Origin of the sequence: Methanobrevibacter millerae, from assembly GCF_900103415.1 — an archaeon.
Lineage (GTDB): Archaea > Methanobacteriota > Methanobacteria > Methanobacteriales > Methanobacteriaceae > Methanocatella > Methanocatella millerae.
The window spans coordinates 146,664-163,318 of the sequence record NZ_FMXB01000005.1; the positions used below are offsets into that span (position 1 = coordinate 146,664).

A 16,655-nucleotide genomic window follows, 5' to 3' on the forward strand; every position below is an offset into this window, starting at 1 on the left:
ATAAGCTCATCGAGTAATATTCAAAAGGAGGTAATTTTTTCAATGTTAAAATGACCCTTTTTGTACTAAAGATTTAAATTAAAAAACAATAATTTATAATGAATTATCACGATTTTTGACAAGCTTTATATAAAGTGATATATATAATTATTATATGTTATAGATTTAAGGTGTTACATATGAATGAATATAACAAAGATATTGGAAATAGAATAAAAGAATTAAGAGAGCTTTCTGATATTTCAGTACAGGATATAGCTGAAGAATTAAACGTAGATGTGGAAACATATAACAAATATGAAACCGGCGAAGTCGACATTCCAGCCAGTTTCATTTATGAACTCGCAAATAAATTCCAAGTAGATTTAAGTTTACTTTTAACTGGTGAAGAAAGTAGAATGAGCATTTTTGACATTACACGTGCAAACAAAGGTGTTTCAGTTGAAAGAAGAAAAGAATACAATCACGAAAACTTATGTGCTAAATTTATTCACAAAAAAGCAGAAACTTTCCTGGTAACGGTAGATCCAGAAAAAAATCCAATACCATCTTTGAACTCACATCCTGGTCAGGAATTCAACTATGTTCTTGAAGGAACCCTTAAAATTTACATTCATAATAACGAAATTATCTTAAATGAAGGAGACTCAATATTTTTCGATTCAACTCATAGACACGCAATGGTAGCACTTAATGATAAACCAGCTAAATTCTTAGCAGTATTAATGTAGAGGGTAATTATATGACATCTGTAATAGGAGATTTTGTTGAAAGAGTAGATTTCAACTCGTATGAAGACTTTTTTAAGAACTTCAAATTAAAGTATGATGAAGACTTTAACTTCGGATTTGACGTTGTTGACAAATACGCTGAAATCGATCCGGAAAAAATCGCTTTAATCTGGACAAATGACGATGATGAAAATCACACTTTCACATTCAAAGAAATGAAAGAATATTCAAACAAAGCAGTCAATTTATTTAAAAGATTGGGCATCAAAAAAGGCGATAAGGTAATGCTGACATTGAAAAGCAGATACGAATGGTGGTTCTGCATGGTTGCATTGCACAAGCTCGGAGCGATAGCCATTCCCGGAACACACATGCTGAAGCTTCACGATATCGATTTCAGATTAAAACAGGCTGAAGTAAAAGCAGTCATTACCGTTGAAGAGGACACCCTGCTTGAAGATTATGAAGTCGCCGAAAAGGAAATCGACTGGGACATTCAAAAGCTAGTAATTGAAACCGACAGGGACGGCTGGATTAACTTCAACAAGGCAATCGAAGAGGAAAGTCCGGTTTATGAAAGACCATCAAGTGAAGAAAACCCAATGGCTGAAGAAGTATTCCTGATTTACTTTACTTCAGGTACAAGCGGCCTTCCGAAAATGGTTGCCCACAGGCACACTTATGCACTAGGACACATCCCAACTGCCAAATACTGGCAAAACGTCGTTGAAGACGGCGTTCACCACACGGCATCAGATACGGGATGGGGAAAAGCCGTATGGGGAAACATCTACGGCCAGTGGATTGCCGGAACAGCAATATTCATTTACGATTACGTAAGGTTCAACGGAATAAAACTCCTTGAAAAAATCATTGAAAATAAGGTTGATACATTCTGTGCACCTCCAACGGTTTACAGATTCCTGATTAAGGAAAAAATCGAAGGATATGACTTTTCAAACTTAAAATATGTCGCAACTGCAGGCGAACCTCTTCCTCCTGAAGTATCCGAAAGATTCTATGACATTTCAGGATTGAGAATCAAGGAAGGATTCGGACAGACTGAAACCACATTATCCATCGGAACCTTCATCTGGCTGGATGCCAAAATCGGTTCAATTGGAAAACCTTCCCCACTTTACAATTTAAAATTATTGGATGAAAATGACAATCCCGTGGAAATTGGTGAAGAGGGAGAACTTTGTTTTGATGTATCAGAAGGTGTTCCTCCAGGATTATTCAAAGAATACTTCAAAGATCCAGTTAAACAAGCACAACAGGTTCATGACGGATACTACCACTGCGGAGACACCGCATGGATGGACGAGGACGGATACGTTCACTTTGTCGGAAGAAATGACGACATCATCAAATCCTCAGGTTACCGTATCGGACCTTACGAAGTGGAAAGCGCAGTGCTTTCACACGATGCTGTTGCACACTGTGCGATTACAGCATTTCCAGATGAAGTCAGAGGTCAAATCGTAAAAGCCAGTATTGTTTTACAGCCTGACTACGAACCTTCAGATGAACTTACAAAAGACATTCAAGATCATGTTAAACGTGTTACAGCACCTTATAAATACCCTAGGAAGGTCGAATATGTTGACGAACTTCCAGAAACTATCAGTGGTAAAATAAGAAGAGTGCAAATTAGAGAAAACGACAAAAATCAATAGGAGATTATTATGGTGGATGAAGAAATATCTTTTCCAGTTATCAATTCTGAATTATGCAAAGGATGCAAAAGATGCATAACGGGATGCCCGCAGAATGCTATTTTGCTTTCAGATGACATGAATAACGCAGGATATCAATACGCTTATTACAGCGGAAATGGCTGTACCGGATGCAAGGACTGTTACTTTACATGTCCGGAGCCATTGGCACTTGAAGTACATCAATACAAAAAGATAGTTGATGATACAGTTGGTAGAATGATTAGAGCCAAAGTGGCCAGCAAAGGGGGAAAATAAATGAGCAATCAGATGGTTAAGGGAAATACGGCAGTCGTTATCGGCGCAATGTATGCCGGCTGTGACTGTTTTTTCGGATACCCTATTACTCCTGCAAGCGAAATACTGCATGAAGCCTCAAAATACTTCCCGATGGTCGGAAGAAACTTCGTTCAGGCCGAAAGTGAAGAGGCATCAATCAATATGGTTTACGGTGCGTCAGGTACGGGCCACAGAGTCATGACCTCATCATCAGGACCTGGTATCAGTTTAATGCAGGAAGGATTCACATTTCTAGCAGGTGCAGAATTGCCTGCGGTTATCGTTGATATCATGAGAGCAGGACCTGGACTCGGAAACATCGGACCTGAACAGGGAGACTACAATCAGGTCGTAAAGGGCGGAGGCCACGGAAACTACAAAAACATAGTTTTGGCTCCGAACAGCGTTCAGGAAATGTGCGACTTGACAATGAAGGCATTCGAACTTGCAGACAAATGGAGAAACCCTGTAGTCGTTTTGGCTGACGGTACATTAGGACAGATGGCAGAACCATTGGTATTTCCCGAAAAAGCGATTGAGCCTAAAAACGACAAGCCATGGGCAGTAAAAGGAAATAAGGAAACCATGGAAAACCTCATTACTTCAATTTACAATGATTTTAATGAACTGGAAGACTTCAACTACAAGCTTCAGGAAAAATACGCTGAAATAGAGGCTGAAGAAGTAATCTTTGAGGAATATCAGCTTGAAGACGCAGAAATCGTTCTGGTTTCATATGGAATCAGCTCAAGAATCGCAAGATCAGCTGTTGACAAAAGCCGTGAAAAAGGCCTGAAAGTAGGACTTTTAAGGCCGATTACGTTATCACCTTTCCCAACCGATAAAGTTAAAGAGTTATCCGATAAAGGAGTCAGCTTCATTTCCGTGGAAATGAGTAACGGCCAGTTACTGGCTGACGTTCAGTTTGCGGCACTAAGAAAAGATGATACTTATCTGGTTAACAGAATGGGCGGTAACCTGATTGAACTGAAACACGTGCTTGCCAAAATCTATGAAATAGCAGGCATTGAAGATGAGAACTTAGATACTTCCGGGAGAAGTGAAGAAAAGGCAAGCCCGAACATTATTGATTAAGGATGTGGAAAGATGAGTGAAGAAATTAATAAAGATTATGAATTGCAGATACGTAGAAATCCACAATCCCTTTTAGAAGAGTATCCTAGAAAAGGAACCAACATTCAATCTACTCACTACTGTGCCGGTTGTGGACATGGAATATTGCACAAATTAATAGCTGAATGTATGGATGAGCTTGGAATACAGGAAAGATGCGTTATGATTTCTCCTGTAGGATGTTCAGTATATGCTTATTTCTATTTCAACTGCGGAAACTTCCAGACCGCTCACGGAAGAGCACCTGCAGTAGCCACAGGTATTTCAAGAGCCGAAGATAATGCAATTGTAATGAGTTATCAGGGAGATGGAGATTTGGCTTCAATCGGTTTGAATGAAACCCTTCAGGCTGCAAACAGAGGAGAAAAGATTGCAGTATTTTTCGTGAACAACACAGTTTACGGAATGACCGGTGGACAGATGGCTCCTACAACATTAATCGGTGAAAAGACAGTTACCTGCCAGACCGGAAGGGATCCTGACTATACCGGACACCCTACGCACATGTGCGAGTTAATCAATACATTAAAGGCACCGGTATTCATTGAAAGGGTTTCACTTGCAAATCCTTTAAAGATAAGGCTTGCCAAATTTGCAATCAAGCAGGCACTGACCGTTCAAAAGGAAGGCAAAGGTTATTCATTCGTTGAAGTGCTATCACCTTGTCCTACCAATTTAAAGCAGGATGTTGCAAGTGCACAGAAATTCATTGAAGAGCAGATGGAAAAGGAATTCCCTGTTAAAAACTTCAGAAACAACCTATACAAAAAGGAACCTGTTAAGAGACCTCCAAGTGACTTTTCAACCGAATCACTGGACAAGATATTCAATGTTAACAGGACAGAAGGCTCAGGCTATGTTGATGAGGATATCGAACCTGTAAGCATTAAAGTTTCAGGATTTGGAGGTCAGGGAGTATTGAGTGCCGGTTTGACGATTGCCCAGGCAGCATGTGCGGAAGGAAAGCACGTGTCATGGTATCCTAGCTACGGACCTGAACAGAGGGGAGGAAAATCCAACTGTTCAGTTGTGATTTCAAACGAAACAATAGGAACTCCCGTTGTTGATGACATTGACATTCTTATCGCTTTAAACAAACCTTCACTTGAACAGTTCTCAGCTGACGTTAAGGAAGGTGGAGTTATACTTTACGACGCAAAAATCGGCGAATTTGAAACCGACAGAAACGTTAAGGTTATTGCAATGCCTTGTGTTGACATTGCAGAAGAGCATGGAAACGCAAGAACCGCAAACACTGCGCTTTTAGGTGCATTAACCGAATTGGGTGACGTTTTAAAACGTGAATCCTATGAAAACGCTATTCGTGAAATGTTTGCATCAAAGCCTAAGGTCATTGACGTGAACATTGAAGTTTTAGAAGCCGGAGCGGAATGGTTAAAAAACAATTTATAGTGTGATTTAATGACATATAAAGAACTTTCAAAAGATTATCTGGAAAATTACGGTTTAAGTATAGGAGATACCATCAAAGTTCACAAGGAAGACATTTCCTATACCGGTATTTTGCTTGACAGGCCTGAAGACGCCGATGACGGATATTTGGTTATCAAACTGTCAAGCGGTTACAATATAGGCGTGGCCATTGACAATACCACAGCCGAGTTAATTGAAAAGGGAGACAAGCCTAAAATCGGCTATGACGAAGAGGAAATTCCAACCGACCCTTCCAAGCAGAACATTTCTATTGTATCTACCGGAGGTACTGTATCTTCAGTCATCGATTACAGGACAGGAGCTGTGCATCCTAAGTTTACAGCATCCGATCTGGTAAAGGCCAACCCGGAATTATTGGATTATGCAAATTACAACGTAAAGGCGTTATATAATATATTAAGTGAAAACATGAAGCCTGAATATTGGGTGAAAGCCGCTGAAGAGATTGCTTCAGATATTTCCGAAGGCGCTGACGGCGTTGTAATAGCTCACGGTACCGATACTATGCACTATACTGCAGCCGCATTGAGCTTCATGCTTAAAACTCCTGTTCCAATAATAATTACTGGTGCGCAGAGAAGTTCAGACAGACCTTCAAGCGACGCAAACATCAATCTGATTGATTCCGTTATTGCAGCAAAGTCAGACATCGCTGAAGTCTGCGTGTGCATGCACGGAAGCCTTAACGACGAATACACTTACCTCCACAGAGGAACGAAGGTAAGAAAAATGCATACAAGCCGCAGAGATACATTCAGAAGCATTAACGCTCAGCCGATTGCTAAAATCCAAAATAAAAAGATCAACGTTAATCCCGAGTACAATTATGTCAAACGTGGCGAAAATGAACTGGAAGTGAATACAGCCATTGAAGAGAAAGTCGGATTCATCAAGAGTTTTCCGGGAATTTCAGAAGAGTTCATCGAATATCACATTGATAAGGGATATAAGGGAATCGTAATTGAGGGAACCGGTCTCGGACACGTTCCAGACAATCTGATTGAGTCATTCAAAAGAGCAGCGGACGAAAAGATTCCTGTAGTTATGACCTCACAATGTCTCTACGGCAGGGTTAACATGAACGTTTATTCAACGGGCCGTGAAATAATCGATGCCGGAGTAATCTCCGGAATGGACATGACCCCTGAAACCGCCTATGTCAAATTATGCTGGGCATTAGGTCAAAGCGACGATTACGATGAAGTTAAAGAGATTATGCAAAATAATATTGCAGGTGAATTTTCACAAAAATCATCAATTAAGGATTTCTTGAATTAGGGTGGTAAAATGGATTATAACGAATTAGGATTAAAAATGGGACTTGAAATTCATCAGCAATTAAACAGCGAACATAAATTATTCTGCCCATGTAAAACGGAACTGGTTGATGACGATTATACTGAACTGATTCAAAGGAAATTAAGGCCAACCCAGTCAGAGCTTGGAGAAATCGACAGAGCAGCACTGCAGGAATCTCTAAGAGGGCTTAATTTCAAATATGAAAACTTCGAAAAGCACACCTGTCTTGTTGAAAACGATGACGAACCTCCCCACAGCTTAAATGAAGAGGCTTTAGACATCTGCATTACCATTGCATGCCTGATGAACATGCATATTGTAGATGAGTTCCATACAATGAGAAAACAGGTTATTGACGGAAGTAACACCGGAGGATTTCAAAGAACTGGAATGGTTGCAACCGACGGATACCTTGACACCCCTTACGGAAGGGTTGTAATCGAAAGTCTTGGGCTTGAAGAGGACGCTGCAAGAAGAATCGAAACCAAGGACGGATTTACCGAATTCAGACTTGACAGGTTAGGTATTCCTTTGGCTGAAATCACTACTGACCCTTCAATGCATGACCCTGCACAGGTAAGGGAAGTCGCATATATGCTCGGCCAGATTTTAAGAAGCACCAACGTAAAAAGGGGTCTCGGTACAATCAGGCAAGACTTGAACATTTCCATTGCCGAAGGGGCACGTGTTGAAATCAAGGGTGTTCAGGATCTTGACTTGATGAGTGAAATCGTTGAAAGGGAAGTGCAAAGGCAACTTGTATTAATTGACATTAAAAAGGAGCTTAACGCAAGAAATGCTGAAGTTTTAGATGAGATTCACACTTTGGATGAGCTATTTGAAGATACCGAATCCAAGATCTTAAAGTCCGCCGAAACGATTAAGGCCGTAGTGCTTAAAGGCTTTGACGGATTGATTGGCCGTGAAGTGCAGCCTGGAAGAAGGTTCGGTACTGAAATTGCAAGCTATGCCAAAAAACGTGGAGTTTCAGGCATTTTCCATTCAGACGAATTGCCTGCTTACGGAATAACCCAAGAGGAAGTTGATAAAGTAAATGAACATTTATCAATAGGCGAAGATGACGCATTCATCATTGTAGCTCACGACGAGGACATTGCCGTTTCAGCTTTAGAAGAAGTTAAAAGAAGAGCCGAACTGGGTCTTGACGGAGTTGTTGAGGAAACCCGTAAGGCTTTGGATGACGGCAACACCGAATACATGAGACCTCTTCCAACCGCAAACAGGATGTATCTTGAAACGGACATTCCGCTCTTTAAGATTACTGATGAGAGAATCGAGCCTATTGCAAACAACTTGCCGGAACTTCCGGATGTCAAGCAGGCCAGAATCATCGAAGAGTATAAGTTAAGCGAAGATTTGGCTACACAGCTTGTCAAAAGGCAGGAAGCAAATACCTTTGAAGCAATTTTGGCTGACGTTGACGTTGACGCAACACCTGTAGCATCACTTCTTGCATATGATTTACGTGAAATCAAAAGGGAAGGCCATGACGTTAATGTATTGACCCTGGATCATTACAAAGGAATCTTTACCCTTTTAGCTGAAGGAAAGATTGCAAAAGACAGCGTTCGCAAACTTGCAGTCGAGACTATTAAAGCTCCAGACACAGACATTGCAGAAATCGCCGAGAAAAGCAACTTAATCATGATGAGCGAAGATGACGTGGCTAAAATCATTGCAGACATTGTGGCTCAAAATGAAGGAATGGTTAAGGAACGTCAGATGGGCGCAATGGGGCCTTTAATGGGAATGTGTATGAAGCAGCTTAAAGGCAAAGCCGACGGCGGTCTGGTCAACAAAATCGTTCGTGAAGAAATTCAGAAATTAATTTAAGGAAATCTCATCTGAGATTTTCCAAAATCTTTTTTTATTAAAATTTAGGAATACCTAAAAAAATGGAAAGCTTTATATATTATTAATTCCAACATTATAACTAGTGATGTAAAAGTTTAGGCGAACCTAAAACACATTGCTATTATACATTATTATCCAAAAACTCTCAAAAAATTAAATTAGTTTTCACAATTTTCTAATTTAAAAATTTGGAAAAATTTATCTGCCAAAAGATTTTCCAAAACACAAGGTGTTTAATTGTGCGATAAACACCTTAACCTCTCTTTTTAAAAAATTAAAAAAAATAATGAATCTAGAGATTCATCTTAAATTTAAATCTGTATTCCTGATTTATTATTTCAAATCCTTCAAAAGTACCGTTCAATACTTCTGCAACTTTCTGCAAATCTTCAGCAGTTATTTTCTTACCGTTGTTGATTGATGAGAAAAATGTGATTTCATCATCAGTTATGAGATAATTCAAAAGTTTATTATCTTCCTTTTGGTATTTTTCAACAATTGCTTCGATTTGATCTTCAACATTTTTGTCTAAATTTGTCATTTGAAAACCTCCTTTAAAGAGTACATTAACTATTAACATAAGAAGTATATATACTTTAATTAAAAGATATTTCATAACGATTAAATCAATACAGTTCAATTCATTTTAAAAAACTAAACTAAAAATCATACATGCCTATTTATACAAAAAAATAACTTTAACATCAATTTATGTTAAAATAATCAAAAATCATAATTCAAAAATTGAATAAAGTAAAATTATTAATAATATATTTTTACATTTCAATAGAAAGACTTATTAATTTATTTTTAGATAATATTTCATAAGGAGGTGAATAAAATAAAGAAAGGCCTAATCATATTGGTTTTATTAATCTTTTTAATGATTCCATATGTTTCAGCGGAAAACGTGACGATTGACAATACGATGTCAATACAGGATACTGTAAATAACGTAAACGATAATGACGTTATTTTCCTAATGCCCGGAACATATGTCGAATCAGGGATTGAAATTGATAAAAACATAACTTTACAGGGATTGGGAAATACCAGTGATGTTATTATTGACAGCAATCATACAAATAGCATCATTCTAGTCAATTCAGTTTCCAAAGTTAAATTCTTCAATCTTACATTCATCAACGGAAAAGGTCCAGATTACGGTGGAGCAATCCATTCAGAACTGGGCGGACAGATATACGTCGACCATTGTGATTTCATCAACAATACTGCAGGACACAACGGAGGAGCTATTGACATTGCAGGCGAACAGCATAGGATAAAATGGGAAACCTTTACCAATTACGGATTCCTGAACGCTACAAACTGTAATTTTATCAATAACTCAGCAGGGCATGATGGAGGAGCACTCGCCACATACTGGGGAAACTCATACATCTACAATTCAACGTTCAGGCTTAATTACGCAGAACGTGACGGAGGAGCCCTGCGTGTGGGCGTCTATTCCACAACATTGACTGAAAACTGTACTTTTGACAACAATAATGCAAAAGAATGGGGTGGAGCTCTTTACAACTGGCCTGGACAGCTGACCGTTAACAACTGTACAATTTCCAATAATTATGCCGGAATTCAGGGCGGTGCAATGATAACATCCGGAGGGTTAAATGTAACCAACTCCAAGATTTTAAACAACACTGCCAAAAGAAAAGGCGGTGCAATCTTCATTGCCGAGGAAACTCCACATATTCCGTCTACGGTTATTTTCAGCAACAACATAATTAGCGGAAATACTGCAAAAGTCGGATCCCTGGTTTACGTTGATGAAACGACTGCAACTGGCACAAGCTTCGATGGAAACATCTGGGATATCGATCCGAACAGCGACGAATGGGAAAAGGCATTCATCACTAACGATTTGATTAAATCCCCGACCATATTCGTCGATGAAAACGGAAATACATATGTTGTAACTCCAAAGGAAAAACCTTCAAATCCTGATGACACTCCTCATGTGCCTGATGAAAAGCCGAATCATCATCCGGAAACTCCTGAAATAACAAATCAGACAGAAACTCCGGAAAATACAAATCAAAGTGATGATGTTGTTGAAAACAATACCAACAAGGAGTTACAGACAAATTCAAGTGACAACACAAACAAGGACTCAAATCAAACCCAAAACAGCACAGACATAATTAACGAAAACACAAACACTACTCAAACTGACACTGAAAAGATTGAAAGCGACAGCACACAAACGATTCCGGAAGAGATTCAGGAAATGATTGAAGAAGTACTTGAAAGCGTCAATACGCAAAGCAACTCCACAACAACCCTGGATACAAGTGCAGGCATAAGCAATATGCAAAGTGCACAAAACCAGAATCAAGAGCCAAATACTGCCGATGAGTCTCCAAGTACAGTCGGCAAGGAAAATACGGCACACGAAATAACCAAAAAAGATGACGTTTCTAAAAAAGCCGAACAGTCCCCTCTGCCATATATCATTGCGATAGTTGCAGTAATGGCAATACTTATTTTTGGATATACAAGAAGAAAGGATGAATAATCCTTTTTTCCATTATTTTTTTAATGAACTAATTTTTAAATACAATAATGTTATACATATTAACTAGTGATTAATATGGACAGTTATGATATTATTATTGTTGGAGGAGGTCCCGGCGGCTTAACGGCAGGAATCTATGCAGGACGCCAGGGAACAAAGAACCTGATTTTGGACAAGGACCTTGCTGGAGGAATAGGTAGGGAAGTTCCGGAAATGGAAAACTATCCTGGATACGAAAACATTTCAGGGCTTAAGCTAACCGAAATAATGAAAACCCAGGCCGAAAAGAACACCGAAATCCATGAATTCGAAAACGTTTTAAACATAGAAAAAAACGATGATGGATTCACAGTAAAAACGGATAAAAACGAATACCTAACGAAAACTGTAATCCTTGCAACCGGAAGCTCACACAGCCATCTGAATGTTCCGGGAGAAGAGGAGTTTTTAGGCCGTGGAGTTAGCTACTGCGCAACCTGTGACGGACTCTTTTTCCAGTCAAGAGACATTATAATGGTTGGCGGGGGAAACAGCGCGCTTCAGGAAGCCATTTATCTGAAAAACCTTGGATGCAACGTTACGATTGTCCACAGAAGAGATGAGTTCAGAGCTCAAAAGCACCTGCAGAACATGGTAAAAGCGGAAGGAATCAGCGTAATCTATAATGCGACGGTTGAAGAGATTAAAGGGGACATGATCGTTGAATCAGTTGTCCTAAAGGATACTAAAACAGAAGAATTAAGTGAAATGAAAACAGATGGAGTATTCATAAGCGTCGGATACATACCCCATACGGAACTGGCAGTTCAATTGGGAGTTAATCTTGATGAAACTGGCCACATTATCGTGGATAAGGAACAGAAAACTAATGTGGAATACGTTTATGCGATAGGTGATGTTTGCGTCGGCTTAAAGCAGTGGGTCGTAGCATGTGGAGAAGGTGCAGTTGCAGCCACATCCGCATACCATGACATCAAGCAAGGTTAATAGTTGTATCTCTCGGAAAGAAAGATATAAATGAAAAACGCTATTATTAAAACGACGAATACTGGCAATAACCACATAAACACTTTAAATATTACAACAGCCGCTAAAATTGCGACAATAACAAATATCAAATCTCTAAGTTCCATGTGACTTTTATTTATTTACACTACTATATAAAGTTTTGATGCACAATACTTTAATAAATGAAAAAAACCAAAAATAATAATATAATATTTTGGAGTATAACATGACTATTTTAGTAATTAATAATAAAGGCCAATACAATCATAGAATTCAGCGCAGTTTACAATATCTTAAAATGGAGTCCGAACTGGTTTCCAACACTTTAAGCATTGAAGAACTGGAAGCCAAAAGTCCAACAGGACTTATTTTAGGAGGAGGACCTTCCATCGAAGGAGCAGGTAACAGCGAGGAATACATCAAGCATTTTGACATTCCCATTTTAGGAATATGCTTAGGCCATCAGTTAATTGCTAAAGCCTACGGAGGAGAAGTATCCACTTCAGATACCGAAAGTTATGCTCAGGTTAAAATTAATATTATTAATGACGAAAACTTATTTGAAGGATTAGCTCCTGAAATGCAGGTTTGGTCTTCACACAAAGATGAAGTTAAAAACATACCGGATGAATTTGAGATTTTGGCTAATTCTAACTTATGCGATATTGAATCCTTTAAACATAAGAGCAAGGATGTATATGGAATCCAATTCCACCCTGAAGTGCATCACACCCCTAAAGGATCACAAATATTCGAAAATTTCTATAAAATATGTAAAAGATAGGTGTAATAATGATTGATAACGTAGAAGCTTTAAAAGAAAAAGCAATGGAAAATAAGGACGGATTGAAAAAACAATACGTAAACATCCAAGTTGGCGATGAAGAATACGGCTTTAGAATCTCTGGAATTGGAGCAAAATCTGTAAAACTCGAAAAATTCATTAAATATGATGAAATATTTGAAGCCATTGAAGCCGGTAACGATAACGGATTGGAAGCCATTATTAAACAGATTATTGAAGATTACGAAGAAGAAGATGAAGAAGAGTAAGTGGTTAGAATGTTAGGCCCAAAAGAATTTATTGAAGACGCAATTCAAAAAATCAAAGACCAGATTGGCGATGAAAAAGCCATCATTGCACTTTCAGGCGGAGTGGACAGTTCAGTTTGCTCAGTGCTTGTTCAGGAAGCTATCGGCGATAACTTGACTGCTGTTTTTGTAGACCACGGCCTTTTAAGAGCCGGCGAAGTTGAACAGGTAACAAACACCTTCAAGGACAGACTCAATTTCAAGTTTGTTGACGCTTCAGACGAATTCATGGATCAGCTCGCTGGCGTGGATGACCCGGAAGAGAAAAGGAAAATCATCGGAAGGGTATTCATTGAAGTCTTTGAAAGGGAAGCAATTGAATCCGGAGCAAAATTCCTGGTACAGGGAACCATTGCACCTGACTGGATTGAAACCAAAGGCGAAATCAAATCCCACCACAATCTGGCTCTTCCAAGCGGAATGGAACTGGAACTCTGTGAACCTATCCGTGATCTGTACAAGGATGAAGTAAGGGAAATCGGAGACGAATTAGGCCTTCCTGCTACAACCGTATACAGACAACCGTTCCCTGGACCTGGACTCGGAGTACGTGTAGTCGGAGCACTTACAAGGGAAAACGTTGAAGTCTGCAGAAAAGCAAACAAAATCGTCTGCGACGAAGTTGAAGCAAGAGGACTTGACAAGGACGTATGGCAATATTTCGCAGTACTTACAGACACCAAAGTCACAGGAGTTAAGGGGGACCAAAGGGACTTCGGATACCTGGTTGTTGTTAGAATCGTGAACTCAATTGACGCCATGACCGCTTCCGTAGCGGAGCTTCCATGGGAACTGATTCAGACTATTTCAAAAAGAATAACCTCCGAAATCTCAGAAGTGACCCACGTTGCATTATCCGTAAGTGACAAGCCACCTGCAACTATCGAATTCTGTTAAACAAGAGATTTAATCTCTTTACTTTTTTTATTTTATTATGATTACCTCCAAAAACGCTTATTTGGCCAAATTAACAGAGCAAATCCAAATGAAGTCTGTTAATGTTGGAAAAAACCTTGAAGGAAGCACACCACCATCAGTATTTATTGGAAGATGGTCATATCCCAAAGTCTATGCCGGACCTATGATGGTCGGCGAAACAGGTGACACATCAATTATGGACTCGCCGGAATCCTGGATTGGGCAGAACAAGCAACAGGAGGATATAATCAACTATAGGATGAGCCTTGTAAGGGGAAAGCAGCTGATTAAGATTGACGATTTGGAAAATCCTTTCGTTGAAAAGCTTCAAGACATTTCCCTTGCATCAACATCAATAGACAGCGAAGCCACCTTCGGAAGAAGGCCGACCGGATTAATGCTAACGGAAGACAGCACTCCCCACGGACCTAGCGCAGTCATCGAAAAATTTGATATAGATGCAGTAAAATGGGACAGACAGCTTGAAAAGACATTTTACGATACGGACTTGAAAGCTGTAGACGCAGTTGTAAACCTACACAATAAGGAAGTGCCCTTCTCGGCAATGCAGAAAGCCTTTTCTGTGGGAGCCATTGGAACCAAAAACAGAAGAAAGCTTGTTCCGACAAGATGGTCAATTACAGCATGCGATTCAACACTTGCAGATGAATTTTTAAAGGATGTAAGAAAATTTGAAATACTGGATACCTGCAGAGTCTTTGAATTTGGAGCTCTAAATACATATTATGTAATCATATTAACTCCAACTGAATGGCAATACGAATGGTATGAGGCATTCATTAAAATTATGGGAAATGAAAGGTTAATTTTTTCGGATTACGAAACGAACGGCGGCAAAAAGGAATATTCTATCGTTGGAGGGTGCTATTACACTGCAAAAATGGTTGTTCTTGATTACCTTTCAAAAATCAAAAAACAGTCCGGAGTAATTATATTAAGAGAAGCGTATGAAAATTACGTACCATTAGGCGTTTTTAACGTACGTGAAAACATTAAAGAAGCAATGAAAAAGCCATACCTCGAATTTGAAACATTGGAAGATTCACTAAAATATGCAGGGACAAAACTCAGAATCCCTGTTAAGGAATTTGTAAATCAGGGAACGCTTCTTAATGAAATGCTTCACACAAAACAGACCACCCTTGACATGTACTTTAAGAAATGATTAATATGTTATTTGAATTCAAAACGCCAAAAAATGAAACAAAACAAATAATGTCTGACGTTGCCTCAGGAAAACTGGAAAACACCACTTTCGAGAAGGACTGCGAAATAAGAGTCTGTGAACTGACCAGCGCCGAACATGGAAGAATAACCTCAAGCGGAAACAACAGTATTTTCGCGGCATTGAATTCTGTTAATGGAAGCGTCATAATACCAGATCAGGGAGCATGGCACGGATTCAAACAGATTGCCAAATTCCTGAAAAAGGAAATTATTTTACTTAAAACCGATTTGGGACTAATTAACCCTAATGAAATAGACGAATTGGACATTCCCGACGATTCTGCACTGATATATACCAGCTTTGCAGGCTATACCGCCGAACAGGACGTAAAGGCAATTTCAAAATACTGCAAAAGCAACGGGATTACGACGATAGAAGACGCATCAGCAGGAATAGGGGATGAAAAGAAAATATTGGGAAGCTGCAGAAACTCAGATATTGTCATTGCATCAACGGGACAGCCAAAGATAATCAATGTCGGAAGCGGTGGATTCATATGCTCCAATGATGAAAAAGTCTTCAGGGAAAGCTCACTGCCATTGAAATTAAGCAAAACTAATGAAATTATTTCAAGTGGTATATATGAGGAACTTAAAAGTGTTGAAAGAAATTTACAAGTCACAGTAAATGCAACAAACTATCTAAAAAAACACATACCTAACACAATACATAGCGATAAAAGAGGCGTCAATTTAATTATCCGGGATGATGATTCCAAGGAAAAAACCTGGAAGCTGAAAAAAGTATTACCCATCAACAGAAGCGGATTCATTACCCAATGTCCCAACTACAACAGGGTAAAAGCAAAGGCGATTTCAATCGAAATCAAAAATCTGAACTATAACTGCCTTCAAAAAGAGTATCTGGATGAAATAATCAGTGCAATTAATAATCTGCAATGAGCCTTGTTATCCTGTCTATAATAATATCCTCAACATCCAATATTTCAAGCTCATCATCATTAATCGAATAGATTTTCTTTAATTTTTCCACATCTGGAAGTAAAACGCTTTCATCTGATGCAAACAGTTGAGATAACTCTTCCGTATAATCTCCGCAGTCAATTAATATGGCGCACAGGTTCATAGGTCCTTCCTTAAGACCCAATAAATCAAAGGCCTTTGATATCTGTCTTTGGGCAGAGCATCTGAGGCATATTTCAACACTTAAGTCATTTGCAAGATTTTCATTCCTTTCAAATGCGAGAAATGCCTGGTTAACGCCGTGCAGCACATGCCTTTTTCCTGCAATGGCGTCAGAATTCAGCAGTTGAATAATCTGCGAATCCTTTTTAATGGAGTTAATCTTATCTAATGTATCTCCAACTGAATCTATTTCTCCCTTAAAGCCTAAAATCTGTA

The 16,655-nt window shown here is 39.0% G+C and carries 16 protein-coding genes (1 of these 16 only partly in view); 14 read left to right on the top strand and 2 right to left on the bottom strand.

Annotated elements, in window-relative coordinates:
* Positions 1-170: 170 nt before the first annotated feature.
* Genes F3G70_RS04370 through gatE form a run of 7 tightly spaced genes read left to right on the top strand, consistent with a single transcriptional unit; the run spans position 171 to position 8,470 of the window.
* The gene (locus F3G70_RS04370; RefSeq protein WP_188118078.1) at positions 171-731 is read left to right on the top strand and encodes a helix-turn-helix domain-containing protein; all 561 of its coding nucleotides are present in this window, start codon (positions 171-173) and stop codon (positions 729-731) included.
* 11 nt (positions 732-742) lie between these two features.
* Positions 743-2,410, top strand: a complete 1,668-nt coding sequence (locus tag F3G70_RS04375; protein WP_149731483.1) for an AMP-binding protein — start codon at positions 743-745, stop codon at positions 2,408-2,410.
* Between the two features lie 9 nt (positions 2,411-2,419).
* Positions 2,420-2,707, top strand: a complete 288-nt coding sequence (locus tag F3G70_RS04380) for a 4Fe-4S dicluster domain-containing protein (protein WP_149731484.1) — start codon at positions 2,420-2,422, stop codon at positions 2,705-2,707.
* Positions 2,708-3,823 (top strand): 3-methyl-2-oxobutanoate dehydrogenase subunit VorB, encoded by a 1,116-nt coding sequence (locus F3G70_RS04385; protein WP_149731485.1) that lies wholly within the window; start codon positions 2,708-2,710, stop codon positions 3,821-3,823.
* 12 nt (positions 3,824-3,835) lie between these two features.
* A complete protein-coding gene (locus F3G70_RS04390; RefSeq protein ID WP_149731486.1) occupies positions 3,836-5,275 on the top strand; it encodes a 2-oxoacid:acceptor oxidoreductase family protein in 1,440 nt (479 codons plus the stop codon).
* A 9-nt stretch (positions 5,276-5,284) separates the two neighbouring features.
* The gene (gatD, locus tag F3G70_RS04395) at positions 5,285-6,595 is read left to right on the top strand and encodes a Glu-tRNA(Gln) amidotransferase subunit GatD (RefSeq protein WP_149731487.1); all 1,311 of its coding nucleotides are present in this window, start codon (positions 5,285-5,287) and stop codon (positions 6,593-6,595) included.
* A 9-nt stretch (positions 6,596-6,604) separates the two neighbouring features.
* Complete coding sequence (gene gatE / locus F3G70_RS04400; protein WP_149731488.1) at positions 6,605-8,470, top strand: Glu-tRNA(Gln) amidotransferase subunit GatE; 1,866 nt, start codon at positions 6,605-6,607, stop codon at positions 8,468-8,470.
* A gap of 313 nt (positions 8,471-8,783) precedes the next feature.
* On the opposite strand, the gene F3G70_RS04405 is transcribed toward gatE, so the two are convergent.
* On the bottom strand, positions 8,784-9,032 hold the full coding sequence (locus tag F3G70_RS04405; RefSeq protein ID WP_149731489.1) for a hypothetical protein: 249 nt from the start codon (positions 9,030-9,032) through the stop codon (positions 8,784-8,786).
* A gap of 342 nt (positions 9,033-9,374) precedes the next feature.
* On the opposite strand from F3G70_RS04405, the gene F3G70_RS04410 reads away from it, so the two are divergent.
* The 7 genes from F3G70_RS04410 (at position 9,375) to F3G70_RS04440 (ending at position 16,196) form a co-directional block, all read left to right on the top strand.
* Positions 9,375-11,027 carry a hypothetical protein gene (locus F3G70_RS04410; RefSeq protein WP_223166007.1) on the top strand — a complete coding sequence of 551 codons (1,653 nt, stop codon included), beginning with the start codon at positions 9,375-9,377 and terminating at the stop codon, positions 11,025-11,027.
* Positions 11,028-11,102: 75 nt separating this feature from the next.
* Complete coding sequence (gene trxB / locus F3G70_RS04415) at positions 11,103-12,014, top strand: thioredoxin-disulfide reductase (RefSeq protein WP_149731490.1); 912 nt, start codon at positions 11,103-11,105, stop codon at positions 12,012-12,014.
* 247 nt (positions 12,015-12,261) lie between these two features.
* A complete protein-coding gene (locus F3G70_RS04420; protein ID WP_149731491.1) occupies positions 12,262-12,819 on the top strand; it encodes a GMP synthase subunit A in 558 nt (185 codons plus the stop codon).
* 8 nt (positions 12,820-12,827) lie between these two features.
* The gene (locus F3G70_RS04425) at positions 12,828-13,088 is read left to right on the top strand and encodes a hypothetical protein (RefSeq protein WP_149731492.1); all 261 of its coding nucleotides are present in this window, start codon (positions 12,828-12,830) and stop codon (positions 13,086-13,088) included.
* 9 nt (positions 13,089-13,097) lie between these two features.
* A complete protein-coding gene (guaA, locus tag F3G70_RS04430; protein WP_149731493.1) occupies positions 13,098-14,024 on the top strand; it encodes a glutamine-hydrolyzing GMP synthase in 927 nt (308 codons plus the stop codon).
* Positions 14,025-14,061: 37 nt separating this feature from the next.
* Positions 14,062-15,231 (top strand): Nre family DNA repair protein, encoded by a 1,170-nt coding sequence (locus tag F3G70_RS04435; protein WP_149731494.1) that lies wholly within the window; start codon positions 14,062-14,064, stop codon positions 15,229-15,231.
* A gap of 5 nt (positions 15,232-15,236) precedes the next feature.
* Entirely contained in the window at positions 15,237-16,196 is a 960-nt protein-coding gene (locus F3G70_RS04440) for a DegT/DnrJ/EryC1/StrS family aminotransferase (RefSeq protein WP_149731495.1), read from the top strand.
* On the opposite strand, the gene cgi121 is transcribed toward F3G70_RS04440, so the two are convergent.
* On the bottom strand, positions 16,180-16,655 hold the 3' portion of the coding sequence (cgi121, locus tag F3G70_RS04445; RefSeq protein ID WP_149731496.1) for a KEOPS complex subunit Cgi121. 7 nt of this gene lie beyond the right edge of the window; only the last 476 of its 483 coding nucleotides appear in the window; its start codon lies off the right edge, out of view; the stop codon is at positions 16,180-16,182. The genes F3G70_RS04440 and cgi121 overlap by 17 nt on opposite strands.